This is a genomic window from Streptomyces sp. NPDC047971, assembly GCF_040653355.1.
Classification (GTDB): Bacteria; Actinomycetota; Actinomycetes; order Streptomycetales; family Streptomycetaceae; genus Streptomyces.
Window position 1 is genome coordinate 197,486 of record NZ_JBEZNW010000004.1, and the last position, 26,376, is coordinate 223,861.

General features: G+C 70.8%; 23 protein-coding genes and 1 tRNA gene. 6 read left to right on the forward strand and 18 right to left on the reverse strand.

Features of this window, described 5'->3' with window-relative positions; translation table 11 throughout:
* Positions 1-70 precede the first annotated feature (70 nt).
* A complete protein-coding gene (locus tag AB0D99_RS06415; protein ID WP_362357533.1) occupies positions 71-1,561 on the forward strand; it encodes a cellulose binding domain-containing protein in 1,491 nt (496 codons plus the stop codon).
* 86 nt (positions 1,562-1,647) lie between these two features.
* Here AB0D99_RS06415 and AB0D99_RS06420 read toward each other — a convergent pair whose 3' ends face one another.
* The 5 genes from AB0D99_RS06420 to AB0D99_RS06440 form a co-directional block, all read right to left on the reverse strand.
* Entirely contained in the window at positions 1,648-2,403 is a 756-nt protein-coding gene (locus tag AB0D99_RS06420; RefSeq protein WP_362357535.1) for an alpha/beta fold hydrolase, read from the reverse strand.
* A 192-nt stretch (positions 2,404-2,595) separates the two neighbouring features.
* Positions 2,596-2,668: transfer RNA gene (locus tag AB0D99_RS06425), tRNA-His, on the reverse strand.
* Between the two features lie 143 nt (positions 2,669-2,811).
* Positions 2,812-3,414: an oligoribonuclease gene (orn, locus tag AB0D99_RS06430; RefSeq protein ID WP_362357537.1), complete on the reverse strand. Its 603-nt coding sequence runs from the start codon at positions 3,412-3,414 to the stop codon at positions 2,812-2,814.
* A gap of 138 nt (positions 3,415-3,552) precedes the next feature.
* On the reverse strand, positions 3,553-4,722 hold the full coding sequence (locus tag AB0D99_RS06435; protein WP_362357539.1) for a helix-turn-helix domain-containing protein: 1,170 nt from the start codon (positions 4,720-4,722) through the stop codon (positions 3,553-3,555).
* Positions 4,723-5,118: 396 nt separating this feature from the next.
* Positions 5,119-5,385 (reverse strand): hypothetical protein, encoded by a 267-nt coding sequence (locus AB0D99_RS06440; protein WP_362357709.1) that lies wholly within the window; start codon positions 5,383-5,385, stop codon positions 5,119-5,121.
* Positions 5,386-5,854: 469 nt separating this feature from the next.
* Between AB0D99_RS06440 and AB0D99_RS06445 the strand changes: the two genes are divergently transcribed.
* On the forward strand, positions 5,855-6,376 hold the full coding sequence (locus AB0D99_RS06445) for a universal stress protein (protein WP_329120266.1): 522 nt from the start codon (positions 5,855-5,857) through the stop codon (positions 6,374-6,376).
* Positions 6,377-6,552: 176 nt separating this feature from the next.
* Positions 6,553-7,119: a GPR1/FUN34/YaaH family transporter gene (locus tag AB0D99_RS06450; RefSeq protein WP_362357541.1), complete on the forward strand. Its 567-nt coding sequence runs from the start codon at positions 6,553-6,555 to the stop codon at positions 7,117-7,119.
* A gap of 328 nt (positions 7,120-7,447) precedes the next feature.
* On the opposite strand, the gene glmS is transcribed toward AB0D99_RS06450, so the two are convergent.
* The gene (glmS, locus tag AB0D99_RS06455; RefSeq protein WP_362357543.1) at positions 7,448-9,265 is read right to left on the reverse strand and encodes a glutamine--fructose-6-phosphate transaminase (isomerizing); all 1,818 of its coding nucleotides are present in this window, start codon (positions 9,263-9,265) and stop codon (positions 7,448-7,450) included.
* A 33-nt stretch (positions 9,266-9,298) separates the two neighbouring features.
* Positions 9,299-9,574, reverse strand: a complete 276-nt coding sequence (locus tag AB0D99_RS06460; protein WP_041662420.1) for a hypothetical protein — start codon at positions 9,572-9,574, stop codon at positions 9,299-9,301.
* A 193-nt stretch (positions 9,575-9,767) separates the two neighbouring features.
* Between AB0D99_RS06460 and AB0D99_RS06465 the strand changes: the two genes are divergently transcribed.
* The gene (locus AB0D99_RS06465) at positions 9,768-11,381 is read left to right on the forward strand and encodes a beta-N-acetylhexosaminidase (RefSeq protein WP_362357546.1); all 1,614 of its coding nucleotides are present in this window, start codon (positions 9,768-9,770) and stop codon (positions 11,379-11,381) included.
* Between the two features lie 52 nt (positions 11,382-11,433).
* On the opposite strand, the gene AB0D99_RS06470 is transcribed toward AB0D99_RS06465, so the two are convergent.
* The 7 genes from AB0D99_RS06470 to AB0D99_RS06500 all read right to left on the reverse strand — a co-directional run bounded on the left by AB0D99_RS06470 (position 11,434) and on the right by AB0D99_RS06500 (position 19,100).
* Positions 11,434-13,206, reverse strand: coding sequence for an IucA/IucC family siderophore biosynthesis protein (locus AB0D99_RS06470; protein ID WP_362357548.1), 1,773 nt, complete (start codon positions 13,204-13,206; stop codon positions 11,434-11,436).
* Positions 13,203-13,733 (reverse strand): GNAT family N-acetyltransferase, encoded by a 531-nt coding sequence (locus tag AB0D99_RS06475; protein WP_362357550.1) that lies wholly within the window; start codon positions 13,731-13,733, stop codon positions 13,203-13,205. The genes AB0D99_RS06470 and AB0D99_RS06475 overlap by 4 nt, the downstream gene beginning before the upstream one ends.
* Positions 13,730-15,013: a lysine N(6)-hydroxylase/L-ornithine N(5)-oxygenase family protein gene (locus AB0D99_RS06480; protein ID WP_362357552.1), complete on the reverse strand. Its 1,284-nt coding sequence runs from the start codon at positions 15,011-15,013 to the stop codon at positions 13,730-13,732. The genes AB0D99_RS06475 and AB0D99_RS06480 overlap by 4 nt, the downstream gene beginning before the upstream one ends.
* The gene (locus AB0D99_RS06485) at positions 15,000-16,439 is read right to left on the reverse strand and encodes an aspartate aminotransferase family protein (RefSeq protein ID WP_362357554.1); all 1,440 of its coding nucleotides are present in this window, start codon (positions 16,437-16,439) and stop codon (positions 15,000-15,002) included. Before AB0D99_RS06485 ends, AB0D99_RS06480 begins: the two co-directional genes overlap by 14 nt.
* A gap of 149 nt (positions 16,440-16,588) precedes the next feature.
* Positions 16,589-17,440, reverse strand: coding sequence for a siderophore-interacting protein (locus AB0D99_RS06490; protein WP_362357556.1), 852 nt, complete (start codon positions 17,438-17,440; stop codon positions 16,589-16,591).
* Between the two features lie 4 nt (positions 17,441-17,444).
* Positions 17,445-18,491, reverse strand: coding sequence for an ABC transporter substrate-binding protein (locus tag AB0D99_RS06495; protein ID WP_362357558.1), 1,047 nt, complete (start codon positions 18,489-18,491; stop codon positions 17,445-17,447).
* Between the two features lie 174 nt (positions 18,492-18,665).
* Positions 18,666-19,100: an ATP-binding protein gene (locus AB0D99_RS06500; RefSeq protein WP_362357560.1), complete on the reverse strand. Its 435-nt coding sequence runs from the start codon at positions 19,098-19,100 to the stop codon at positions 18,666-18,668.
* Between the two features lie 85 nt (positions 19,101-19,185).
* Here AB0D99_RS06500 and AB0D99_RS06505 point away from each other — a divergent pair, with 85 nt between their 5' ends.
* Positions 19,186-20,034 (forward strand): helix-turn-helix transcriptional regulator, encoded by an 849-nt coding sequence (locus AB0D99_RS06505; protein WP_362357711.1) that lies wholly within the window; start codon positions 19,186-19,188, stop codon positions 20,032-20,034.
* Positions 19,994-20,272: a DUF397 domain-containing protein gene (locus AB0D99_RS06510; protein WP_362357562.1), complete on the forward strand. Its 279-nt coding sequence runs from the start codon at positions 19,994-19,996 to the stop codon at positions 20,270-20,272. The genes AB0D99_RS06505 and AB0D99_RS06510 overlap by 41 nt, the downstream gene beginning before the upstream one ends.
* A gap of 3 nt (positions 20,273-20,275) precedes the next feature.
* Here AB0D99_RS06510 and AB0D99_RS06515 read toward each other — a convergent pair whose 3' ends face one another.
* From AB0D99_RS06515 to AB0D99_RS06530, 4 genes are all read right to left on the reverse strand, one after another.
* Complete coding sequence (locus tag AB0D99_RS06515) at positions 20,276-22,174, reverse strand: SMI1/KNR4 family protein (protein WP_362357564.1); 1,899 nt, start codon at positions 22,172-22,174, stop codon at positions 20,276-20,278.
* A gap of 109 nt (positions 22,175-22,283) precedes the next feature.
* Positions 22,284-23,444 carry an acyl-CoA dehydrogenase family protein gene (locus AB0D99_RS06520; protein WP_362357566.1) on the reverse strand — a complete coding sequence of 387 codons (1,161 nt, stop codon included), beginning with the start codon at positions 23,442-23,444 and terminating at the stop codon, positions 22,284-22,286.
* 2 nt (positions 23,445-23,446) lie between these two features.
* Entirely contained in the window at positions 23,447-24,385 is a 939-nt protein-coding gene (locus AB0D99_RS06525; RefSeq protein ID WP_362357568.1) for a hydroxymethylglutaryl-CoA lyase, read from the reverse strand.
* Positions 24,382-26,364, reverse strand: coding sequence for an acetyl/propionyl/methylcrotonyl-CoA carboxylase subunit alpha (locus AB0D99_RS06530; protein ID WP_362357570.1), 1,983 nt, complete (start codon positions 26,362-26,364; stop codon positions 24,382-24,384). The genes AB0D99_RS06525 and AB0D99_RS06530 overlap by 4 nt, the downstream gene beginning before the upstream one ends.
* Positions 26,365-26,376: the final 12 nt, after the last annotated feature.

The following is a 26,376-nucleotide window of genomic DNA, read 5'->3' on the forward strand; positions in this document are numbered from 1 at the left end:
CGCATTTGTCCGTTTCCCGCTCGCTAGCGTGCTGCCCGCACCCCACCCCCGGCACAGAGGCAGGCACGCGATGGGCACCAGTTCGCACCGGCGCACGGCGAGCGGCAGGACCAAGGTCATCGGCGCGGTCGTCGCGGCGGCGGTGACCGGAGGCGCCGCGTTCGCGCTCACGGGCACCGCCCAGGCCGCCGCCGTCGGCGCCGCGTACACCAGGACCAGCAGCTGGACCGGTGGCTACACCGGCCAGTACGTCGTGACCAACCAGACCTCCAGCGTCCGGTCGGGGGGCTGGACGCTGGAGTTCGACCTGCCGGCCGGCACGACGATCGGCTCTCTGTGGAACGGCGAGCACACCGTGTCCGGGCAGCACGTCACCGTGAAGCCCGCGAGCTGGAACAAGGAGCTCGCCCCCGGCCAGTCCGTCACCGTCGGTTTCGTGACCTCGGCGTCCGGCGAGGCCGGCGACCCCACCGACTGCCTCATCGACAAGGCCACCTGTTCCGTCGGCGGAGCCACCCCGACACCCAGCGGCCGACCCACCGAGCAGCCCACCGCCACCGTCGCCCCGACCTCCTCGGCGACCCCCACCGCCACCGCGACGGCCACCCCCAGCCAGACCGCCACGACGACACCGACGCCCACGCCGACCTCCACCGGCACCCCGGGCGCCGTCGCGAAGTACGCGCCCTACATCGACACCTCCCTCTACCCGTCCTACGACATGCTCGCGACCGCCGAAGCCACCGGTGTGAAGGAGTTCAACCTCGCCTTCATCACCTCCGGCGGTTCCTGCGCCCCGCTGTGGGGCGGCGTCACCGACCTCGCGAGCGACAAGGTGGCCTCCCAGATAGGCGCCCTGCGGGCCAAGGGCGGAGACGTCCGCGTCTCCTTCGGCGGCGCCGCCGGCCACGAGCTGGCCCTCAACTGCTCCACCGCCGCCGACCTCGCGGCCGCCTACGGCAAGGTGGTCGACCAGTACAAGCTCACCAAGGTCGACTTCGACATCGAGGGCGCGGCCCTGCCGGACACCGCCGCCAACACCCGCCGCTCGCAGGCCATCGCCCAGCTCCAGAAGTCCCACCCCGGCCTGAACGTCTCCTTCACGCTGCCGGTCATGCCGGAGGGTCTGACCCAGCCCGGTGTCGACCTCCTCGCGGACGCCAGGAAGAACGGTGTCCGCATCGACGCGGTCAACATCATGGCGATGGACTACGGACCGGCCTACAGCGGCGACATGGGCCAGTACGCGATCCAGGCGGCGACCGCGACCCAGGCCCAGATCAAGAGTGTCCTCGGCCTGAGCGACGCGGCCGCCTGGAGGACCGTCGCCGTCACCCCGATGATCGGGGTCAACGACGTGACCACGGAGATCTTCACGGTCGACGACGCCACGCAGCTGGTGGACTTCGCGAAGTCCAAGGGCATCGGCTGGCTGTCGATGTGGTCCTCGACCCGCGACAAGCAGTGCGCGGCGGGCGCGGTCGGCCACGCGGACGCCACCTGCTCCTCGATCCTCCAGCAGCCGCTGGCCTTCACGAAGGCGTTCGCCGCCTACAAGTGAGCCACTGAGCCCCCCACACCGCGCGCTCCGGCCGGAGCCACCCCCACCCCCCGGCCGGAGCGCGCTCCCTTGTGCTCCCGCCCGGATCAGGCGGGCTCCACCTCGGTCAGGAACTCGGTGATCAGCTTTCCCCACACCGCCGGGCTCTCGGCGAAGGGGGCGTGGCCCGTGGCCAGTTCGGTGAGGCGCGCGCCGGCGATGCCGGCCGCGACCGCCCGGTGCAGCGCCGGCGCCACCAGCCGGTCCTCGGTGGTCGAGATGACCAGGGTCGGCACGGCCACCCGGGGCAGGTCCGCCCGGATGTCCGCCCGGGCCACCAGGTCCGCATGCTCCGGCGTGCCCTCCGGGATCGACTCGCCGGTGAGCCGCACGACGCCCTCGACGACCTCCGGCGTCATCGGGTCGAGCATCGCCGGGCTGAACGCCAGCGGCACCAGGAGCCGCGCCACCGACGTGTGCTGCCCGCTGTCTGCGAGGTCACGCCAGAGCAGGGACGTCTGGCGCAGCGCGTGGTCCGCGTAGGCGAACGGGGCGGTCAGCACCAGGGCCGTCACACGCTCCGGGTGGCGGACGGCCGCGCGCACGGCGATCGTCGAGCCCAGGGAGTATCCGGAGATCGCGAACCGCTCCACCCCCGCCGCGTCCGCCTCCGCCACCAGCCCGTCGGCCAGCGCGTCCAGTCCGAGCGGCTCGCCGGCGCGCGGGGCGCCGCCCGTCCCCGGCAGGTCGAAGCCGACGACGCGCCGCCCGCCGGAGGTCAACGCCCCTTTGATCGGCCCGTAGTTGGACTCGATGCCGCCGCCGGAGCCATGGGCGAGCAGGAGCGCTCGGGAGGTCGTCATGGAAGGTCCCCCATATGTGTAGTGGTCGCTAGGGAATGACCGTACAGCAGATTCCGTAGTGACCGCTATGGAAAGGGGGGGCGTCGGGTGGAAGGGGGTCGTGTGCGTCACAGTGCCGCCGCCGTGCGGGGGGCGATCGCCCGGGAAACGATCGAGGCCCCGGTTCGTGTGAACCGGGGCCTCGATCTTCAGGGTGAGTAACGGGACTCGAACCCGCGACATCCTGGACCACAACCAGGTGCTCTACCAGCTGAGCTATACCCACCACGACCGGCGGTTTTCCCGAAGGTTTCCCCGACCGGCCGAGAAGAAGTCTACAGGGTCCGAGAGGGTGCTCGCGCCCGCATTCCACCGGGGTGGCGTCAGGGTCACGTCAGGGGCGCGAGCAGGGGCTGCGTGGTTCCGGACTCACTCGCCGGGCAGGACGTGACGGGCGGCGATCTGCTTCGCCGTGTCCGAGTCGGGTCCGGGCTGCGGGACGAAGATCGCCTCGCGGTAGTAGCGCAGCTCGGCGATGGACTCGCGGATGTCGGCGAGCGCGCGGTGGTTGCCGCTCTTCTCCGGACTGTTGAAGTACGCCCTCGGGTACCAGCGGCGGGCCAGCTCCTTGACCGAGGAGACATCGACGATCCGGTAGTGCAGGTGGCTCTCCAGCGCGGGCATGTCCCGCGACAGGAAGCCGCGGTCGGTGGAGACCGAGTTCCCGCACAGGGGCGCCTTGCCCGGCTCCTTGACGTGCTCGCGGACGTAGGCGAGGACCTGCGCCTCGGCGTCGGCGAGGGTGGTGCCACCGGCCAGGGCGTCGAGGAGGCCGGAGGACGTGTGCATCTGGCGCACGATCTCGGGCATGGTCTCCAGCGCCGAGTCCGGCGGGCGGATCACGATGTCCACCCCTTCGCCGAGCACGTTCAGTTCCGAGTCGGTGACCAGCGCGGCCACCTCGATGAGTGCGTCGTCCGTCAGCGAGAGCCCGGTCATCTCGCAGTCGATCCACACCATGCGATCGTTCATGCGTCCTACCTTAGGGGGTGCCCCGGGGGATCGGGCCCCGCTTGTGGCGGTGCCGCCGCGCCCGTCGCGTCGTCACGACGACGGGCGCCGCGGGGAGGTGTCCCCACGGCGCCCGTCGGTTCGCGGTGCGCTTCGCCCTTATGGGGCGCTGCGCTGTCCCGGCAGGGCCGGGCGGCCTGACGCGTACAGGTCCGACGGCGGCTTGCCCGGTTCGAGCGGCCCGCCGGGACGCCGGGGGACCGGCGACACCTGCGGGGGCACCATCGGGTCGAGCACCGTGGTCACCGCCTCGGTCTGCGGGCGCCGGGCGCGGTAGGCCGCGCGGTAGGCGGCCGGCGAGGAGCCGAGCTGGCGGCGGAAGTGCCCGCGCAGCGCCACCGGTGAGCGGAAGCCGCAGCGGCCCGCGACCTCGTCGACCGAGTAGTCGGAGGTCTCCAGCAGGCGTTGGGCCTGCAGCACCCGTTGGGTGATCAGCCACTGCAGGGGAGCGCTGCCGGTGAGCGAGCGGAACCTGCGGTCGAACGTCCGTCGTGACATGTACGCACGGGCCGCGAGGGTCTCCACGTCGAACTGCTCGTGGAGGTGCTCGAGGGCCCAGGCGACGACCTCCGCGAGCGGGTCGGCGCCGATCTCCTCGGGTAAAGACCTGTCGAGGTAGCGCTCCTGGCCGCCACTGCGCCGCGGCGGGACGACCAGGCGGCGCGCCAGGGCGCCCGCGGCCTCCGTGCCGTGGTCGGTCCGCACGATGTGCAGACACAGGTCGATTCCGGCCGCGGTGCCGGCCGATGTCAGTACGTCCCCGTCGTCGACGAAGAGCTCCCGCGGGTCCACGTGGACCGACGGATAGCGCTTGGCGAGCGTCGGCGCGTACATCCAGTGTGTGGTCGCCGGACGGCCGTCGAGCAGTCCGGCCGCGGCGAGCACGAACGCGCCGGTGCACAGACCGACGATCCGCGCGCCCTCTTCGTGTGCCCGGCGCAGCGCTTCGAGCGCCTCCGGCGGCGGCGGCGAGGTGATCGACCGCCAGGCCGGTACGACGACGGTGCCGGCCCGGCTGATCGCGTCCAGGCCGTACGGCGCGGTCAGTTCGAGGCCCCCTGTGGTCCGCAGCGGGCCTTCCTCGCCGGCGCACACCAGAAGCCGGTAGCGCGGCACTCCGGCGTCCTGCCGGTCGATTCCGAACACGGAGAGCGGGATGGAGCTCTCGAAGATGGGGCCGCCGCTGAACAGCAGCACCGCGACGACTTCGCGACGGCGGCGTCCGGAAAGCTTCCGTGCGGCCTCCGGTACAGCGGAGTCCTGGCTCATGACGCTAAGCCCCCCTCGGTGTTCGCGTCTCCCTGGTCCTGTCGCTCCTGCACGTTTCCCCTCGGTTTTGCACGAGACCCCAGTCTTCGATACCCATGATCGAATCTACTGTGTTCCGTGGCGCCGGCGTGACAAGTTCTCCATCCGGCACATTGTCGACAAGGCAACTTGGCGCGAAGCATTCGATCAGGAAGCGTTCCACTCGCGGGCCGCGCAGGGAAGTGCGTCGTGCGCGCATGGCCCGTCCCCGTAGGGTGTGCGCGCCCGCGGCGGGCCTTTCATGCCTGGTGGCCAAGGGGTTGAGGGGGCATTCCGGCAAGGACTCGCCGACACGTGGAAGTTGGCTGAAAACATACGGGTGTGGGTGTACGAACCTGTCAGCTCTACGGGGGTTCGTCAGCTCCGGCGGCTCTTCCGGCCGCCCTGGGAGCGCCGTGACCGAGGGCGTCCGGCCTCGGCGCGCAGGCCGCGTTCCGCCCGGCGCAGCAGGACCCGGCAGGCCGCCGTCACCGCGGCGAGCCCGAGCGCCGTACCGGCCGCCCCGCCCAGCGAGGTTCCGTAGCCGACGAGGACGACCGGGACCAGGACGCAGCAGAACGCCGCCCACCGGACGAGGTCGTCCGCCGACTCCGCGGCCGCGCTCCCCGCGCCTCCCGTCGCAATCCGTCCGCTCCCGGCGCTCCCCGTGCTCCCACTCCTCCCCGAGGGCTCCGGGAGGCGGCGCCGGCCGGGCGCCGGTGCGTGGGCCGGCCCCGTGGAGGGCCGTGAGGTCGAGGCGGCGGCGGTCGGCGGTGCGGGCACGGGCAGCACTCCCTGTGACGGTGACTGGACCTGTGGCAACGAGGAGCGGAACGTTCCGGTCACTGCGAGTGGCGGCCGTTCGTGCCCCGTACGGACGCCTGTAGGACACAACCGGCATTGCCAGGGAGGGAGGGGCTCGTGCATGCTCCCTGGGACGCCGTGCGATCGCTGTGTGTGGTCGCGACGGGTCTGGGCAGGAGATGAGTGTCGCCGTACCCTTGGGGGTATGGGGTTGGGAAGATGATTCCCGGACACAGCTCCGCCGCCAACCGTTGTTCGTACGACGTTCTCCATCGTCCCCTCCCAACAGGACTTCTTCGCCGAGACACCGATGGCCGGTCACGAATTCCCCGAACCCGCGGACCGCAAGCGCGTCGCCGACTCCACGGTCGACCCCCTCGCGGTGGAACAGCCACGTCATTCCTGTGATCCCGCCTTCCGGCACGGAGTGGTCGTCGGCTTCGACGGCTCGACCTCCAGCGAGCGAGCCCTCGCGTACGCCATCGGCATGGCCAAGCGCTCCGGATCCGGTCTGATCATCGTCCATGTCGCCAACCGGCTGCCCACGACGGTCTGGGCGGGCTGCGAGCCGCCGGTCTTCGTCGACGTGCCGGATCACCGCACCGAGGTGCTCGGGCTGGAGCTCGCCTGTGCCGACTACCTCGCCGAGGTCCCCTGGATCCTGGTCGAGCGCGGTGGCGACATCTGCCACGAACTGGAGGAGGTCGGCCGGGAGTACTCGGCCGACGCCATCGTGGTCGGTTCCACGCACGGCATCGTCGGCCGCATCTTCGGCTCGGTGGCCGGACGCCTCGCGAAGCGCGCGCAGCGTCCCGTGATCGTCATCCCCTGAGCCGCACGGCCGGCGCGCCGGCTCCCGCGCCCCGGTCTCGACGCTTCGTCAACTCCCTTGGTGCGACGATAATTTTCGGCCTCCGACAGGTGATTTGTGCGCTTGTGAAGGGTAGTTAAAGGTCACCGGAACAAGCAGCTCACGCAGCACAACTGCGCACTTGAAGGGAGCCCGCCGTGGACAATGAAGTCGCCGCGGGAAACACCACCTCCACTCTCGGTCACCTCGCGCTCGGACTGACCCTGCTGGCCTTCGGCATAGGCAGCACGGGCGTCATCGACAACGTCGCGGCGTCCGACGCCGCAGCCCTCGCCACCTGGGTCGGCGGTGTGGCGCTCTTCCTCGTCGGTCTGCTCGACCTGAGGGCGGGCAACGGCGGCACGGGCACGGCCTATGCGGCGCTCGGCGCCTTCTGGTTCACCTGGGGGACCGGCGTGGGCGGCGACGCCTCGGCCGAGGCGACCGGGCTCTTCCTGCTGCTGTGGGCGCTGCTCGCGCTCACGCTGACGGTGGCGGCCGGGGGCAGTGGAATGTTCGGGCAGGGCGTGTACGGGCTGCTGTTCGTCGCGCTGCTGCTGCTCGGCATCGGTGCCCTCGCCGACAACGGCGGGCTGGGCAAGGCGGGCGGCTGGGTCGCCGCGGTCGCCGGTCTCGCGGCCTGGTACGGCGCGACGGCGGCGGTGGCCAACTGGCCGACCTCCTTCAAGAGCGCCGCGGGTCGGGGTGTGACGGCCACCGGCTGACGCGGCCACGAGGGCCCGCGCCCCGCTCGGGGTGGCGCGCGGGCCAGGGGCGAGCGAGCCGAAGGGGCGCGCGGCTGTCGAGAGAGAGCGCGCAGGCGGTGGGGAACGGGCTGCCGAGCACGGTCGACCGTCGACAGGGCGCAGGAGCGGCCCGGAGGTGAGCGAGCCCCCGAAAGGGAAAAAGCAGCGGTCCCTGTGCACGGGTGGCGTGCACAGGGACCGCTGTGTGTCCGGCCGGGCGTCCGGCCCTCCGGGGACAGGTCCGGAATCGGGCGGACGGGCTTTCCCGGCCGTGGTCGAGAGCTCCGGGTGACAGGCCCGGATTCCGCTACTCGACCGTGACGGACTTGGCCAGGTTGCGCGGCTTGTCGATGTCGCGGCCCATGGCGAGCGCCGTGTGGTACGCGAGGAGCTGGAGCGGGATGCCCATCAGGATCGGGTCCAGCTCGTCCTCGTTCTTCGGGACGACGATGGTGTGGTCCGCCTTCGGCTGCGGCTGGTGCGCGACCGCGAGGATGCGGCCGCTGCGGGCCTTGATCTCCTCCAGGGCGGCGCGGTTCTTCTCCAGCAGGTCGTCGTCGGGGACGATCGCGACCGTCGGCAGGGCCGGCTCGATCAGGGCGAGCGGGCCGTGCTTGAGCTCGGAGGCCGGGTACGCCTCGGCGTGGATGTAGGAGATCTCCTTGAGCTTCAGGGAGGCCTCCAGGGCGACCGGGTAGCCCCGCACGCGGCCGATGAACATCATCGACTGGGCGCCGGCGTACGCCTCGGCGATCTTCTTGATCTCGTCCTCGGTCTCGAGGATCTCGCTGATCTGCCCGGGCAGCTTGCGCAGGCCCTCGATGATGCGCTTGCCGTCGGTGACCGACAGGTCGCGGATGCGGCCGAGGTGCAGGGCGATCAGCGCGAAGGCGGTGACCGTGTTGGTGAAGCACTTGGTGGAGACGACGCAGACCTCCGGGCCGGCGTGCACGTACACGCCGCCGTCGGCCTCGCGGGCGATGGCCGAGCCGACCACGTTGACGACGCCGATGACGCGGGCGCCCTTGCGCTTCAGCTCCTGCACGGCGGCCAGCACGTCGTACGTCTCACCGGACTGGGAGACGGCGATGTAGAGGGTGTCGGGGTCCACGACCGGGTTGCGGTAGCGGAACTCCGAGGCCGGCTCGGCGTCGGCGGGGATCCGGGCCATGGACTCGATGAGCCCGGCGCCGATGAGGCCGGCGTGGTACGAGGTGCCGCAGCCGAGGATCTTGATCCGGCGGATGGAACGGGCCTCGCGGGCGTCGAGGTTCAGGCCGCCCAGGTGGACCGTGGAGAAGCGGTCGTCGATCCGGCCGCGCAGCACGCGGTCGACCGCGTCGGGCTGCTCGGAGATCTCCTTGTGCATGTACGTGTCGTGGCCGCCCATGTCGTAGGAGGCGGCCTCCCACTCCACGGTCTCCGGGGTGGCCGTGGTGGTGGCGCCCGAGGTCGTGTACGTGCGGAAGTCGTCGGCCTTGAGGGTGGCCATCTCGCCGTCGTCGAGGGTGACGACCTGGCGGGTGTGGGCGATCAGGGCGGCGACGTCGGAGGCGACGAACATCTCCTTCTCGCCGATGCCGAGGACGACCGGGGAGCCGTTGCGGGCCACCACGATGCGGTCGTTGAAGTCGGCGTGCATGACGGCGATGCCGTAGGTGCCCTCGATGACCTTGAGCGCCTCGCGGACCTTCTCCTCCAGGCTGGTGGCCTGGGAGCGGGCGATCAGGTGGGTGATGACCTCGGTGTCGGTCTCGGAGGCGAAGACGACGCCGTCGGCCTCCAGCTTGGCACGCAGCTCCTGCGCGTTGTCCACGATGCCGTTGTGGACGACCGCGACCTTGTTCTCGGGGTCCAGGTGCGGGTGCGAGTTGATGTCGCTCGGCGCGCCGTGGGTGGCCCAGCGGGTGTGGGCGATGCCGGTGGTGCCGGTGAAGCGCTTGGGGACACGAGCCTCCAGGTCACGGACCCGGCCCTTGGCCTTCACCATCTTCAGGCCGGCGGCCTTCGGGCTGGTGATCACGATGCCGGCGGAGTCGTACCCCCGGTACTCCAGCCGCTGCAGACCCTCCAGCAGCAGCGGGGCCACGTCGCGCTTTCCGATGTAACCGACAATTCCGCACATAAAGGTGAAACCCCTCCAGGTTGGTGAGTGTGCTCAGCCGTAGACGATGCGGCGCAGCTGGCGGAGCGAGAGCTCCGGTGGCGCCACGGCGCGGTGCGGCAGCTCGGCCGCGATGCGCTCGAAGATCTCGGCGTTCACGGCGCCACCGGACTGCAGCTCCCGGTGGCGACGGCGGACGAAGTCCTCGGTCGACTCGTCGAAGTACGCCAGCACGTCGAGAACCACCCGGGCGGCCTCACCGCGCTGCAGCGCGGTGCTGCGCACCAGGTGGTCGATGAGGTCGTCATGCGACGGGCGGCGTTCGAGCACCCGTGAATACTGAGGGGTCCCCAGGCGACTTCGCAAGAATCCTGCCCGAAATCGGGCAGACCTCTCCATGATCACGGCACTGGAGGGGGAAATTGGTCTACACCTTGACCGTTCAAGTGGCGCACGGTACGCATGGTGACTGTTCGGATACGCATATCCACAGCCGCGAAGTCCATCGAAAGGGACCATGTCTGTGAGACAGCGCAGAACGCTTCCCCGTGTGCTCGGCGCCCTGCTGCTCCTTGCCGCAGCCGGTATCTCCTGCGTCGGAGCCGCCCCCACCGCCCACTCCGCCGCCGAACCCACGCTCCGTCCGCTCGGCCAGGTCGTCCCGGCCCCCGCCTCCGTGGCGCCCGGCGGGCAGCCGTACACGATCGGTGCCGCCACCCGGATCCGCGTCGACACGTCCTCCCGCGAGTCCCGTGCCGTCGCCGACTACCTCGCCGGGATCCTGCGCCCCTCGACCGGCCACGCGCTGCCCGTCGTCGACGAGAACGCGGCGGCCGGCGGCATCCGTCTCCGCCTGACCCGGGACGCCGCGCTCGGCGACGAGGGCTACCGGCTGCAGTCGAACCGCGGCGGTGTCACCCTCACGGCCCATCGCCCCACCGGGCTCTTCCGGGGCGTCCAGACCCTCCGCCAGCAGCTCCCGGCCGCGGTCGAGAAGCGCACGGTGCAGCCCGGCCCCTGGCAGGTCGCCGGCGGCACCATCACCGACACCCCGCGCTATGCCTACCGGGGCGCGATGCTCGACGTCTCACGCCACTTCTTCACGGTCGAGCAGGTCAAGCGCTACATCGACCAACTCGCCCTCTACAAGATCAACAAACTGCATCTGCACCTCTCCGACGACCAGGGCTGGCGCATCGCCATCGACTCCTGGCCCCGGCTCGCCACCTACGGCGGCTCCACCCAGGTCGGCGGCGGCCCCGGCGGCCACTACACCAAGGCCGACTACCGGGAGATCGTCCGCTACGCCGCCTCCCGCCACCAGGAGGTCGTCCCCGAGATCGACATGCCCGGACACACCAACGCCGCACTGGCCTCCTACGCCGAGCTGAACTGCGACGGCGTCGCCCCGCCGCTCTACACGGGCACCAACGTGGGCTTCAGCTCCCTGTGCGTGCCGAAGGAGGTCACGTACGACTTCGTGGACGACGTGATCCGCGAGGTCGCCGCGCTGACCCCCGGGAAGTACCTCCACATCGGCGGCGACGAGGCGCACTCCACGAGCCACGCGGACTACGTCGCCTTCATGGACAGGGTCCAGCCGGTCGTCGCCAAGTACGGCAAGACCGTCATCGGCTGGCACCAGCTGACCGGCGCCACCCCGGCCGAGGGCGCGCTCGCGCAGTACTGGGGGCTCGACCGCACCAGCGCCAAGGAGAAGGAACAGGTCGCGGCGGCGGCGCGGAACGGCACCGGGCTGATCCTCTCGCCCGCCGACCGGGTCTACCTCGACATGAAGTACACGAAGGACACCAAGCCGGGGCTCGCCTGGGCCGGCTACGTCGAGGTGCAGCGGTCCTACGACTGGAACCCGGCGGCCTATCTTCCGGGCACGCCGGAATCGGCGGTCAAGGGCGTCGAGGCGCCGCTGTGGACGGAGACCATCTCCACGAACGCCCACGTCGACCAGATGGCGTTCCCGCGCCTTCCGGGCGTGGCCGAACTGGGCTGGTCCCCGGCGGCGACGCACGACTGGGAGGGGTACAGGGCGCGGCTCGCGGAGCAGGGCCCGCGGTTCGAGGCGCTCGGCATCGACTACTACCGCTCGCCGCAGGTCCCCTGGCCCGCGGCCGGATAGCAGAAAGCGCGGGCCCGGCGGAGGACCGTACTCCGCCGGGCCCGCGCCGGTCTCAGCGGGCGAACCGCGCGATCGGGTTCACCAGGTCGCCGACGAGCTGGAGCGCCGCCGACGGGTCCGCCAGGTCCACCATCTGCCTGTTGTCGCGCAGCTGGAGGCGGTTGAGGGCGGAGAGCGCGAAGGTCTCCGCGAACATGTCGTACTGCGCGAACTTCTCCGCCAGCTCCGGCTTCGACTCCTGGTAGCCGCGCACGCACTCCGCGACCGTCCGCCAGAAGTCGTCCTCGTCGAGCACGCCCTCCGCCGCCAGGGTCGACGCGAGGAAGCGGAAGAAGCAGTCGAAGACGTCCGTGAAGATCGACAGCAGCTTCATGTCCTCGGGGACCTCGGCACGGACCCGCTCCACCGCCGGCGGCAGGACCGCGGCGGGGTCCATCACGCAGATCTCCTCGGCGATGTCCTTGAAGATCGCGCGGGAGACCGCGCCCCGCTCGTCGAGGGCCAGGATCACGTTCTCGCCGTGCGGCATGTAGACGAGGTCGTACGCGTAGAAGCTGTGCAGCACCGGCAGCAGGTACGCGTCCAGGTAGCCGCGCAGCCACTCCGTCGGCGCCAGGCCCGAGTCCTTGACGAGGGCCCCCGCGAACGACGCGCCCGCGTGGTCGACGTGGAGCAGGGAGGCCATCGTCGCGAGGCGCTCGCCGGGTTCCAGCGAGGCCACCGGCGACTCGCGCCAGAGCGCGGCGAGCATCTTGCGGTACGGCGAGTAGCGGTCGGTGGCGGCCTCGTACTCCAGGTGCCGGTAGCCGACGGCCGCCCGCTCGCGGATGATCGAGAAGCGGGCCGCCTGCAGGACGGAGTCGGACTCGATGAGCCCCGCCAGCCAGTCGTTGATCGCCGGGGTCGCCTCCATGTACGCGGCGGAGAGGCCGCGCATGAAGCCCATGTTGAGGACCGACAGCGCCGTCTTGACGTAGTGCTTGGCCGGGTCGGAGGTGTTGAAGAAGGTACGGATCGACTGCTGGGCCAGATAGCCGTCGTCGCCCTCGCCGAGGTAGACCAGGCGCTCCTGGGCGACCTCGGCGGCGAACGTGACCGACAGCTTGTTCCACCACTGCCACGGGTGGGCCGGCATCAGCAGGTAGTCCGCCATGTCCAGGCCGCGCTCGGCGAGGACCTCGGTGAAGCCGTCGACGGCCTTGTCGCCCAGCTCGGCGCGGATGAAGGCGTCGTAGTCGATGCCCGCGCCGGCCGTGAAGGTCGTGCGGTCGCGGCGGGCGGCCAGCCAGATCAGGTGGATCTCGGCGGCGGCCTCCGGGGCGTACGCGCGGTACTCGTCCACACCGAAGCCGAGCCGGCCGTTGTTGGCGACGAAGCAGGGGTGACCCTCGGTCATCCCGGTCTCGATCGCCTGGAAGTCCGCGCGGGCCAGCTCCGCGGCGGTGACCCGCGGCTTGGTCGACTTGTACGCCGTACCGGCCAGGGTGGAGGAGATCTCCTCCAGGTAGACCGGCAGGATCTCGTCGCTCAGGCCCAGCGAGCCGCGCAGCTCGGTGATGAACATCAGGGCGTCGAGGGGGAGCGTCTCCTCGCCGCGGTGGCGGCTGATGGACTCCGGGAGGACGTGCCAGTGGTCGAGCGCGAAGCGGTCGGCGGTGAAGCGGTACTCGGTCGCGCCGTCGTCGCTGAGGACCTTGTAGCGTCCGTCTCCCAGCTCCTGCGGGTTGAGCAGGCGCTCGTGGGTGAACTCGGCGAGACCCTTGCGGATCAGCGCGCGGTTGGCGTCCGCCCAGCGGGCCGGCGTCAGGTGGGCGACGGGGTTCATACGGTGGCTCCCACGGCGGTCTCGAACTGGGCGCGGGTGCAGAAGCTCAGCAGGGCCTTCTTCTCCGGCTTCTGGATCTCCCGCTCCGGCACGAAGCCGACGGCCTCGTTGAGCGCGTGGACGGCCTCGTTGCCGACGTCGGGCTCGACGACGACCCGCTCGGTCGCCGGGTCGGCGAAGAGCTCGGACATCACGGCGGTGATGACCATCCGGGTGAAGCCGCGCACCGGGGTGTCGGTGGGCGCGACGAGGAAGTGCATCCCGACGTCGCCCGGGAGCGGCTCGTAGAGGCCGACCAGTTCCAGGTACCGGGGGTCGTACCGCTCCATCAGGAAGGCGGGCTTCTCGTCGACCAGGCCGATGAAGGCGTCGTGGTGCGGGTGCGCGGCTATCGCCATGTACTCCCGCTCGACGTCCTCCAGCTTCGCGTCCTGCATCATCCAGAAGGTGGCTTTGGGGTGAGTGACCCAGGGGTGGATCAGCTCGGCGTCCCTGAGGGGGTCGTAGGGACGGATACGAACGGTCATGCCGCGAACTCCTGGAAAGCGATGGTCTTCTCGACGGGGTAGTAGTCGGAGCCCAGCATGGCGCCGATGATGTACGCGTTGCGGTACGCCCCCATGCCCAGGTCGGGCGAGGTGATGGAGTGCGTGTGCACGGAGGCGTTCTGCACGAAGACGCCGCGTCCCGTCGTGTCGATCGAGTAGTTGCGGGCCACGTCGAAGCGGCCCTGTCCGTCCCACACCAGACGGTCCCTGACCGGCTCCAGGAAGGCGGGGACGGTGTACTTGTAGCCGGTGGCGAGGATCAGGCCCTCGGTCTCGACCGTGAAGTCCTTCTCCTGCTCCTCCTGGTGGAAGCCGAGGGTGTACGTGCCGCTGGTGTCGTCGTACGCCGCGGAGTGCAGCGCCGAGTTCGTGAGCAGGCGCGTGGGGACCGGTCCGGCCAGGTTCTTCTGGTAGAGCAGGTCGAAGATCGCGTCGATCAGCTCGCCGTCGATGCCCTTGAAGAGGTTCTTCTGCTGGGCCTCCAGGCGGTACCGGGTCGGCTCGGGCAGCGCGTGGAAGTAGTCCACGTACTCCGGCGAGGTCATCTCCAGCGTGAGCTTGGTGTACTCCAGCGGGAAGAAGCGCGGGGAGCGGGTCACCCAGTTGAGCTGGTAGCCGTGGACGTCGATCTCGGACAGGAGGTCGTAGTAGATCTCCGCCGCGCTCTGGCCGCTGCCGACCAGGGTGATCGACCTCTTCTTCTGCAGCTCCTCCTTGGTCTGGAGGTAGCGCGAGTTGTGGATCAGATCGCCGCCGAGGCCCTGGCACGAGTCGGGGACGTACGGCGGGGTGCCGGTGCCGAGCACGATCCGGCGGGCGCGGAAGGTCTCTCCGGCCTCGGTCGTCACCACGTACTCCTCGCCGGCCTCGTCGTACGAGACGGAGGCGACGGTGGTGGAGAAGCGGATGGAGGAGAGCTTCGCGGCGGCCCAGCGGCAGTAGTCGTTGTACTCGGTGCGCAGCGGGTAGAAGTTCTCGCGGATGTAGAAGGAGTAGAGCCGGCCCTTCTCCTTCAGGTAGTTGAGGAAGGAGTACGGCGACGTCGGGTCGGCCATCGTCACCAGGTCCGACATGAACGGGGTCTGGAGGTGCGCCCCTTCGAGGAACATCCCCGAGTGCCACTCGAAGTCCGGCTTGGACTCCAGGAAGACGCCGTTCAGCTGGTCGATGGGTTCGGTCAGGCAGGCGAGGCCGAGGTTGAACGGACCGAGACCGATGCCGATGAAGTCGTACGTGTCGGGGGTGTCAGGCGTGGACAAGGGTCTCTCCCAGGTACTGCTCGGCGTGGCCGGCTATCAGATCGAGGACGGCGGCGATGTCCGCCAGGGTCGTCTCGGGGTTGAGCAGGGTGAACTTCAGGTACTGGCGGCCGTCGACCTTGGTCCCGGCCACGACGGCCTCGCCGGAGGCGAAGAGCGCCTTGCGGGCGTAGAGGTTGGCGCGGTCGATGTCCGCGGGCGAGGTGACGGCCTCGGGGATGTAGCGGTAGACGAGCGTCGACAGCTGCGGCTGGACGACCACGTCGTAGCGCGGGTCGGCGGCGAGCAGCTCGAAGCCGGCCGCGGCCAGGTCGCAGACCTCGTCGAAGAGCTGTCCGACACCGTCGGCGCCCATCACCCGCAGGGTCATCCACAGCTTGAGCGCGTCGAAGCGGCGGGTGGTCTGCAGGGACTTGTCGACCTGGTTGGGAATCTGCTCCGCGATCGTGCGGCGCGGGTTCAGGTAGTCCGCGTGGTACGTGGCGTGGCGCAGCGTCGCCCCGTCCCTGACCAGGACGGCGGAGGAGCTCACCGGCTGGAAGAAGGACTTGTGGAAGTCGACGGTGACGGAGTCCGCGTGTTCGATGCCGTCCAGGAGGTGGCGGCGGGTGGGCGAGGCGAGGAGTCCGCAGCCGTAGGCGGCGTCGACGTGCATCCAGGCGCCGTACTCGTCCGCCAGGGCGGCGATCTCGGGCAGCGGGTCGATGGAGCCGAAGTCGGTGGTGCCGGCGGTGGCGACGATCGCCATCGGGACCAGCCCCTCGGCGCGGCAGGCCTCCAGCTCGGCGGCGAGGACGACGGACTGCATCCGCTTGGTGCGGTCGACCGGGATGGAGATGACCGCGTCGGCGCCGAGGCCGAGGAGGGTGGCCGACTTCTGGACGCTGAAGTGGCTGCACTCGGAGGAGAAGATCCGGAGTTTGGCCAGGTCGGTCGTCTTGGCCTCCTCGCGGGCGAGCAGGAGCGCCTGGAGGTTGGACTGCGTGCCACCGCTGGTGAACACGCCGTCGGCGGCCGGGCCGAGGCCGATGCGGCCACAGGTCCAGTCGATGAGCTTGCGCTCGATGAGGGTGCCGCCCGCGCTCTGGTCCCAGGTGTCGAGCGAGGAGTTGACCGCCGAGAGGACGGCCTCGCCGAGGACGGCGGGGATCACGACCGGGCAGTTGAGGTGGCCCAGGTAGCGCGGGTGGTGGAAGTAGACGGCGTCGCGGAGGTAGACGCTCTCCAGCTCGTCCAGAGCGGCGGACGAGTCACCGAGCGGCTTGTCGAGGTCGACGGCGTCGACGACGGGAGCCAGCTCGGCGGGGGACACACCGGTGAACGGGCGACGCGTCGTGGCGAGTTTGGTCGCCACCCGCTCGACTCCTTCGGTGACGGAGCGCCGGTAGCTCTCCGCCGTGGCGTCATTGAGCAGGTGCGAACGCATGAGGGGGGTCCTCCCGGGGACGGGGACTCGATCAATTCGAAGTAAGGTTAGCCTAACCTAAGTTTGGCGCAAAATAACCCCCCATCCTTGGCTGGATGGGGGCTATTGAGTGAACGTTCGGGGCGACGGCGCGCCGCCCGGCAGTCCTGCTACGCGTCGTCCTGCGTCTCGTCCGGGACCTCGCGCAGGGCGTCCTCGGACAGTCCCTTGCGCCAGTAGCCGACGAACGTCACACGTCGGCGGTCCAGTTCGCGCTCCCGCACGAAGTGCCGGCGCAGCGCCTTCACCGCACCGGACTCGCCGGCGATCCAGACGTACGGAGCCTCGCCCGGCAGCTCGGCGGCGCGGACCGCGTCCACACCGGAGGGCGCGCCCTCCTCGCGAATCAGCCAGGTGACGGTGGCGTCGGCCCGTGTCTCCAGCTCCAGGCGGTCGCCGGAGAAGGGGACTTCGAGATAGACGTGGGCGCGGGTTTCGGCCGGCAGCCACTCCAGGATCGCCGCGGCGGCCGGAAGCGCCGTCTCGTCCGCCCAGATGAGCACGGAGTCGGCGTCGTCCGGCAGCTGGAAGCGGACGGCGGTGTTCGCCGCGATCGCGGGACCGAGGACGACCACCCGGTCGCCCGGCTGGGCGCGCTGCGCCCAGAGGCAGGCGGGGCCGCCGTCCTCATGGAGGGCGAAGTCGATGTCGACCTCGTTGCGCGGCTCCGTGCGCTGCTCCCGGACGGTGTACGAGCGCATCACGGCCCGCTCGTCGTCCGGCATCGCGCGCCAGGCGCCGAGGATCGCGTACATGTCCGGGTTGTCCAACGGCGGCAGGACCGGGGCCTCCTGGCCGGGGTGCGGCAGGAAGAGCGAGAGCGACTGGTCGCGTCCGCCGGAGGCGAAGGACGCGAGGTCCTCGCCCGTGAAGGTGACCCGGACCAGGGACGGGCCGAGCCGCCTCGTCCGGTCGACCTGGAGCTCGAAGAACTGGAACGGGGCGGTCTCGGCGTTCGTCATGTGGTCAGGCCACCTTCTTCGCGTTCTCCAGCGCCTTCGCCAGGTCCTCAAGGAGCGGGGCGCACTTGGCGTAGGAGTAGATGGGCTCGGTCACGCGCGGGAAGACCTGGCCGGCCTTGACGGCGGGCAGCGCGGCCCAGGTCGGCTTGGCCTTCAGGGCCTCCGGCTGCAGGGCCGAGGTGCGGTTGTCGAGCAGGATGACGTCGGCCTTGTACTTGTCGACGTTCTCCCAGCTCAGGCCCTCGAACCAGCCGCCCTGGTCCAGCTTGTCGGGAACGATGATGTTGAGGCCCAGCTCCTGGAAGTAGAGCGTGTCGGTCGGCCGGACCGGGGTGGAGACGTAGAACAGGTCCGGGGAGCCGGAGCCGATCAGGACCTTGATGTCCTTCTTGCCCTTGGCGGCCTGGCGGACGCGCTCGGCGGCGGCCTCGAAGCGGGCCTTGTCGGCCAGGATCTGCTTGGTCTTCACGTCGGCGCCCAGCGAGGCGGCGAGGTCGGCGTGGCGCTGGAGGACGCTCGGCATGGACTTGTCGGAGGCCCACAGCGCGACGCTCGGGGCGACCTTGAGGATCTTGTCCTTCTGCTCCGCCGGGACGTACCAGAGGTCGTTCTTCTCCCACATGTCCGTGATGAGGACGTCGGGGTTGAGCTTGAGGTACTCCTCGATCTTGAACTCGCCCCAGACGTTGCCGATGACCTTGACCTTGGTGATGTCGAGGTCGCCGGCCTGGACGTCCGGCGTCCGCTCCTTGGTCTTCGGGTCCTCGATGTAGGTCGGGCCGAAGACGCCCTTGACCTCGATGCCGAAGTCCTTGAGCGCGGCGGCCATACCGGTGAAGGCGACGATGTTCTTCGGGGTGGACTTCGTCTCGACGGCCGTGCCGCGGTCGTCGGTGAACTTCCACGGGCCGGTCTTCTGGGAGCCCCCGGAAGCGGCGCCTTCCTGGCTCTTGGTGCCACAGGCCGCGAGCGCGGCGCCGAGCCCGAGGGCGCCGCCGGCGGCGAGCAGACCGCGACGGGTGAGATGGGTGGCTCGGGCGTTGCTGGGCATGGCGGTGTCGCTTTCGGTACGTGCCGGAGTCGGCGGACTGGGCAATTCCGGGGGGAAGGTTAGCCTAACCTCACGTGGATCAATAGGGCCGGGGGTGGGGCCTGTGTCACATGCCAGAGGCATGACAGAGGGGCGGGAAGGTGTGACAGGGGCGCGTTCGGGACGGAAAGCCCGTCATGTCCCTTGCTCCTGAGGCTCCTGCGCGTCGCACTCGAACCACACCGTCTTCCCGTCGGCGGACGGCTCCACGCCCCAGCGGTCGGTCACGGCCTCGACGAGCATGAGCCCCCGCCCGGCTTCCGCGAGCGGCTCGGGCGCCTTGGCGAACAGCGGCGGTCCGCAGAGCGTGTCGGCGACCTCCACCCGCAGACCGTGCGGCTCCCGCAGGATCAGCACGGTGCACCGCCGCCCGGGAACGTGCCGCACGACATTGGCGACGAGCTCCGTGAGCGCCAGCCCGGCCGCGTCGGCGAGCCGGTCGAGCCCCCAGCGGTCGAGGGACATGCGCAGGACGCGGCGCATGTGACCGGCGGAGTGCTCACCGACGGTGAAGCCCATGCGATAGCTGTTCCGAAGTTCCGCCGGATAGAGGTCGGTTGCCTGATTCATGCCACCAGGGTGAGGTGGTCTGGTTACGCTCGGCTACGGACCGAAACGAACGCAGCGATGCGTGGGCTTGGGGGTGACCCTCGACGTGGTCAACATCCGCAGTCTCGATCCGAGCGCCTCGCCGCTCGACTACTACGGCTCGGAACTCCGCCGGTTGAGAGAGGAAGCGGGCCTCGGCCAGCAGCAGTTGGGCGACATCGTCTACTGCACGGCGTCGCTGATCGGCCAGATCGAGACGACGAAGAAGGTCCCCACGCGGGAGTTCTCGGAACGGCTCGACGCGGCGTTGATGACGGGCGGGCTGTTCACCCGGCTGGTGGGGCTGGTGCTGAAGAGCCAGCTGCCGACGTGGTTCCAGGCGTACGCGGAGATGGAGGCGCGGGCGACGTACATCTCGACGTACCAGGCGCAGTTGGTCTACGGCCTGCTCCAGACGGAGGGGTACGCGCGGGCGGTTCTGGGTGCTCGCACCGAGGACGACCTCGACACCAAGGTCGCCGCTCGCGTCGAGCGCCAGCGCATCCTGGACCGGGAGACCCCGCCGCTGATCTGGGTGGTGCTGAGCGAGGCCGTCCTGCGCCAGGAGGTTGGTGGACGCAGGGTCATGCGAAACCAACTCGCCTATCTGTTGGCTTTGCAGGAGCGCGAGTGGGTGAAGATCCAGATCCTGCCGTACGCGGCCGGGGCGCATACCGGGTTGATGGGGGAGTTCACCTTGCTGCGCTTCGAGGACGACCCCGACATCGTCTACACGGAGGACTTCGTCCAGGGGCACATGACAGCCAATCCGGCAGCCATCAGGGAGGGTTCGCTCCGTTACGATCACGTTCAGGCGTCGGCCCTTTCCGTGGAGGACTCGGCCGCATTGATCGCCCGTGTAATGGAGGAGTGCTATGGCGACCAACCAGAACCTGACGGGCGCGAACTGGCGTAGGTCCTCGTACAGCGGCGACACGGGTGGCAATTGCATCGAATGCGCCCCCCTAGGCCCCGCCTCCTGGCTCAAGTCCACCCGCAGCGGCTCCAACGGCGGCGAATGCGTCGACGTCGCCGACCTCACCGCCCACGTCGCCGTCCGGGACTCCAAGGACCCCGAAGGTCCCCACTTCCTCGCGGCCCCCGCCGCGTTCGCCGCGTTCGTGGCGGCGGCGGGCGAGGGCCTTCTGGGCTGAGCGTCAGCTCAGGCCGCGCCTGAGGGTCACGTAGCCGAACCCCTCGCCCGCCTCCGGGGCCCGGGTCCAGGAGCGGGTGGTGAGGGTGCGAAGCCGGCCCTGGGTCAGCGCGAAGCGGGGGAGTGAGAGGCCGAGTTCGGTGTGCAGGGCTTCCAGAACGCGCAGCTCGCACTCCTCCTCGGAGTCCTCCGGACCGAAGAGGCGCGCGGGGTCCAAGGCTTCGGGTATCGCGCCGGAGCGCTCGATCTCCGTGCCCCGCACGGTGTACGCGTAGAGCTCCTCGCCGTGTTCGGCCACCGACAGGTGGAACGCGGCCGGGTGGTCGCCCGGCGACGAGCTCCTCGGATCCCGCCACACCGTCACCGCGCGGCCGGACGAGGAAGCGGCCCGGGCGGGCGAGCGGAACAGGTCGCTGATGCGCCCGTGCGAGTGGCCGTCGAAGGCGAAGGCCCAACCCTCGGCGGTGTGGCCGACGGCGACCACGACCCGGTCCTCCCAGAGCTCCACGCCCTCTCGCTCATGGGGCCTGAGCGCGCGCCGGGTCGCCTCCTGCGGGTCCGTGGGCGCGCTCAGTACGGCGCCCTCCTCGCCGATCAGGGTGGGCAGGCGGGCGGGGTCGATGCCCTCGACCCACACACAGCGGTATCCATGGCGCGGGCGTCGGTTCGCCGAGGGCTCGGCCAGCCAGGCCAGACCCGGCGGGTCGAGATCGGGAGTCGGCTCCGGAACGGGTCCCGTCTCCCCGGCCCGCGGTGTCGCGAGGATCTCCCGCCCGCGCTCGGGCGTCACCAGCGGACCCAGCACCGGGTCGGCGAGCAGCCCGACCGGGGCGATCAGCGAGGGTCCGGGGGCCTCCCAGAGCGGGAGCGCGTCCCGCAGCACCCGCCACGCCGCGTCGGTCGCGCCCCGGAGCGCCGACTCGCGGGCCTCGGCGACGGCCCGGCCCCAGGGGCCGGCAGGCGCGTAGCGGTGGGTGCCGTCCCGCATCGCCCCCAGCACCGCCTCTGCGGTCTCCCGGGGCACCCCGCGCGCGGCCATCATCCCGAGCCAGTAGTCGTCCCCGTCAGGCCGCCAGGTGCCACCGGCCGACGGCATGGCCTCCAGCGGCAGGATCTCGGGTAGGTACAGCGGGTCGGCGGAGAGGAAGCCGTAGTCCTGGGTGCCGCGCGGAGACAGCAGATGCCGGAGCTGGTTCAGCAGGACGCGGCTCCCCGGCCGCCCGAAGGACCACGCCTCTTCGAGCAGCGGCAGGGCCTCCTCGTACCGCCCCCGCAGGGCCAGCCGTCGGGCCTCCACCACGTGCGCGTCCTGCGCGCGCGTCGTCTCGTTCACGAAGTCGGGCCGCTCCACCCGGTCGGCGTGGAAGCCGCGGTACATGGCCTCCATGTACGCCCGGAACGACGGGTAGCGGTCGGGGTACTCCCCGCCCCAGCCCTTGTAGACGTAGAGCGCCCACTCGCCGTCCCGGTCGGTGTCGCCCGGGTCGAGCAGGGCGTACGACATGTCGGAGTCCGTCTCCAGCCGCAGCGCCCGCCGCCACATCCCGGCCAGCAGGACCTCCTCCTCGCGAGGATCGTCGCCCAGGCTCCGCTCGTACATCGGGGTCATGTCGAAGGGGTCCCCGAACCATTCGATGTCCTCGACGCCGCCGAGCTCGTGGATCGCGGCCATCTGGTCCACCTGCCAGCCGTCGGACACGGCCAGGAACGCCCGGTACGAGGGCGGCAGCCGCCGCCCCAGCCGCTCCTCGGCCGCCGCGATCGCGGTCTCGTCGGCCCCGGGCCGGGCCGGGGAGGCGGCGGTCTGCCCGTCGTCCTCGTCGTCCTCCGCGTCGGCGCGCGGAACCCACTCGTCCCGCCAACGTCCCAGAAACTCGTGCCAGTCGAAGTCGTCGCTCCTCATGGGTGGATCGTGTCATCCGCCGCTGACAGCGACTCCGAGACAGGGAACGAGCCGTCGCCCCGGCGGGAACGCCGGGGCGACGGCTCGTACGGTCGGCAGGTCGGCCCGATCAGGCGGAGAGGCCCAACTCCCGCGCGATCAGCATCCGCTGGACCTCGCTCGTGCCCTCGCCGATCTCCAGGATCTTGGAGTCGCGCCACATCCGGGCCACCGGGTACTCGTTCATGAAGCCGTAGCCGCCGTGGATCTGGGTCGCCTCGCGGGCGTTGTCGACGGCCACCGTGGACGAGTACAGCTTCGCCAGCGCCGCCTCCTTCTTGAAGGACTCGCCGAGGACCAGACGCGAGGCGGCGTCCCGCCAGCCGATCCGGGCCATGTGCGCCCGCATCTCCATGTCCGCGATCTTGAACTGGATGGCCTGGTTGTCGCCGATCGGCCGGCCGAAGGCGTGACGTTCCTTCGCGTACTTCACGGACTCGTCGACACAGCCCTGCGCGAGCCCCGTCGCCAGCGCCGAGATCGCGATCCGGCCCTCGTCGAGGATCCGCAGGAACTGCGCGTAGCCGCGGCCCTCCTCGCCGAGCAGGTTCTCGGCGGGCACCCGGACGTCGTCGAAGGACAGCTCGCGGGTGTCCGAGGCGTTCCAGCCGACCTTGGAGTAGGGGGCGGCGACGGTGAAGCCCGGGGTGCCGGACGGGACGATGATCGACGAGATCAGCGGGCGGCCGTCGGGCTTGCGGCCGGTGACGGCCGTGACGGTGACCAGCCCGGTGATGTCCGTGCCGGAGTTGGTGATGAAGCACTTCGAGCCGTTGATGACCCAGTCGTCGCCGTCACGGACGGCGGTGGTGCGGGTGCCGCCGGCGTCGCTGCCCGCTCCGGGCTCGGTCAGACCGAAGGCGCCCAGGATCTCGCCCGAGCACATCCGGGGCAGCCACTCCTGCTTCTGCTCCTCGGTGCCGAAGCGGTAGACCGGCATCGCGCCGAGCGAGACGCCCGCCTCCAGGGTGATGGCGACGGAGGAGTCGACGCGGGCCAGCTCCTCCAGCGCGATGCCGAGCGCCAGGTAGTCGCCGCCCATGCCGCCGTACTCCTCCGGGAAGGGCAGGCCGAACAGGCCCATGCGGCCCATCTCGCGGACGATCTCGTACGGGAACTCGTGGCGCTCGTAGTAGTCGCCGATCTTCGGGGCGACGACGTCGTGGGCGAACTCCTCCACGGTGCGGCGGAGTTCCTCGTGCTCTTCGGAGAGCCGGTGGTCGAGGGACATGGCTAGGACTCCTTGTGGGAGAGCGCGCGAACGGTACGGGAAGGGCTCGGTCGGCCCAGTTGGTCGGCCATCCACACGCTCGTGGCGGTGAGGGCGGCCAGGTCGACCCCGGTTTCGATGCCGAGGCCGTCGAGCATCCACACGAGGTCCTCGGTGGCGAGGTTGCCCGTGGCGCTCTTCGCGTACGGGCAGCCGCCGAGGCCGCCGGCGGAGGCGTCGACGGTGGTCACGCCGTGCCGGAGCGCGGCGAGGGTGTTGGAGAGCGCCTGCCCGTAGGTGTCGTGGAAGTGCACGGCGATACGGGAGGTGGGCACACCGGCCTCGTTCAGGCTCTGCAGGAGCTCGGTGACGTGACCCGGGGTGGCGACGCCGATGGTGTCGCCGAGGCTCAGCTCGTCGCACCCCATCTCGGCGAGGGCCTTGGTGACACGGACGACCTGCTCGACGGGGACGGCGCCCTCCCAGGGGTCGCCGAAGCACATCGAGAGATAGCCGCGGATGCGCAGGCCCTGCTCTATGGCGCGGATGACGACGGGCTCGAACATGGCGAGGGCCTCGTCGACGGTGCGGTTGAGATTGGCCTTCGCGAAGGACTCCGTGGCGGAGGCGAAGACGGCGATCTCGCGGGCACCGAGGGCCATGGCGCGGTCGAGCCCGCGCTCGTTGGGCACGAGGACCGGGAGCCGGGCCGGTACGCCCGTGAGGAGCGGGAACAGCTCCTCGGCGTCCGCCAGCTGGGGCACCCACCGGGGATGGACGAAGCTGGTCGCCTCGACGGTGGAGAGCCCGGCGGCGGCGAGCCGCCGGACGAACTCGGCCTTGGTGGCGGTCGGGACGACGGTCTTCTCGTTCTGGAGCCCGTCGCGCGGCCCGACCTCGTGGATCCGCACCCGGGCGGGGAGCCCGGGAGCGGGCACGCGCATGGGCAGGCCCGTGGTCATGCTTCCTCCCTGGGGGTCACCACGGCGAGGATCTGGTCCATGGCGACGGTGGAGCCGGGCGTGACGTCCAGCTCGGTGACGGTGCCGGCGTGCGGGGCGGAGATGACGTGCTCCATCTTCATGGCCTCGACGACGAGCAGACTCTGCCCGGCCTCGACCTCGTCCCCGACGGCGACCTTGACGACGGTGACGGTGCCGGGCATGGGCGCGGCGAGCGTGTCGGCCCCACCGTGCCGGGCGCCGGTCAGCGCGGCCGCGACGGGGTCGTGGTCCAGGACGTGCCAGGAGTCCCCGTCCCGCCCGAGCCACAGCCCTTCGGGGGACCGGGCGAGGCGGAAGTGGTGCACGACGCCGTCGAGATGGACGGTGACGCGGTCGGCGGAGACCTCGGCCGCCCCGGGCGAGGCCGGCGCGTCGCCGAGCAGCAGCTCCGCCGTCCCGGCCGTGCCGCGTACGCGGACCGTCACCGGCTCGTGGCCCGGGACGCGGAAGTGGTGCGGGGTCCAGGACGGTCGGCCGCCGAGGCGCCAGCCGGAGGGGACGTCGAAGGGGTCCGTCCAGGTGCCCGCCGGGGCCGTCGACGGCGGGTACTGGCGTACCAGCGCCGCCGCCGCGTACACCTCCGGCGGGACGGACGCGTCGATCAGGCCCTCCGCGTCCCGTTCCACCAGGCCCGTGTCCAGGTCGCCGGTCATGACGTCCGGGTGGGCGAGGAGGCGGCGGAGGAAGCCCGCGTTGGTCTGCACGCCCAGGGTGACCGTGTCCGCCAGGGCCGCGCGGAGGCGACGGAGGGCCGTGGGGCGGTCCGGCGCGTGGACGATGACCTTCGACAGCATCGGGTCGTACAGGCTGCCGACCTCGGTGCCCACGCTGAGGCCCGAGTCCGTGCGCGCCCCGGCGCCCTGGGGTTCGCCCAGCGCCAGGACCGTGCCGCCCGAGGGCAGGAAGCCCCGTGCGGGGTCCTCGGCGCAGATGCGCGCCTCGATCGCCCAGCCGTCCAGACGGACGTCGGACTGGGCGAAGCCCAGCTTCTCGCCCGCCGCCACCCGCAGCTGCCACTCCACCAGGTCGATCCCGGTGATCAGCTCCGTGACCGGGTGCTCCACCTGGAGCCGGGTGTTCATCTCCATGAAGTAGTACGAGGACGGGTCCACGCCCGGCACGATGAACTCGACCGTGCCCGCGCCGACGTACCCGCAGGACCGGGCCGCCTCCACCGCCGCCGCGCCCATCTGCTCGCGGATCTCGGGCGTCAGCAGGACGCTTGGCGCCTCCTCGATGATCTTCTGGTGGCGCCGCTGCAGCGAGCACTCGCGCTCACCGAGGTGGACGACGTTGCCGTGCCCGTCCGCGAGGACCTGGATCTCGATGTGCCGCGGGCGGTCGATCCACCGCTCCACGAGCAGGGTGTCGTCGCCGAACGACGACCGGGCCTCGCGCCGCGCCGCCGCGATCTCGTCGGTCAGCGTCGACAGGTCGCGCACCAGGCGCATGCCCTTGCCGCCGCCGCCCGCCGAGGGCTTCAGCAGGACCGGGGCGCCCAGCTCGCGCGCCGCCGCCTCCAGTTCCGGATCCGCCGCGCCGGGGACGACCGGCACGCCCGCGGCCTTCACCGTCTCCTTGGCCCGGATCTTGTCGCCCATCAGGGAGATCGCGGAGGCCGGCGGGCCGATGAAGACCAGGCCCGCCTCCGCGCACGCCCGCGCGAACCCGGCGTTCTCCGCCAGGAAGCCGTATCCGGGGTGGACGGCCTGCGCGCCCGTCCGCCGGGCGGCGTCGAGGAGCGCGTCGACCGAGAGGTACGACTCGGAGGCCGGCGGCGGACCGATCCGTACCGCCGTGTCCGCCTCCCGTACGTGACGGGCCTCGGCGTCGGCGTCGCTGTAGACCGCCACCGAGCGGACGCCGAGCGCCCGCAGCGTGCGGATGACCCGGACCGCGATCTCGCCCCGGTTGGCCACAAGGACTGTGTCGAACATCTTCTGAGGTCC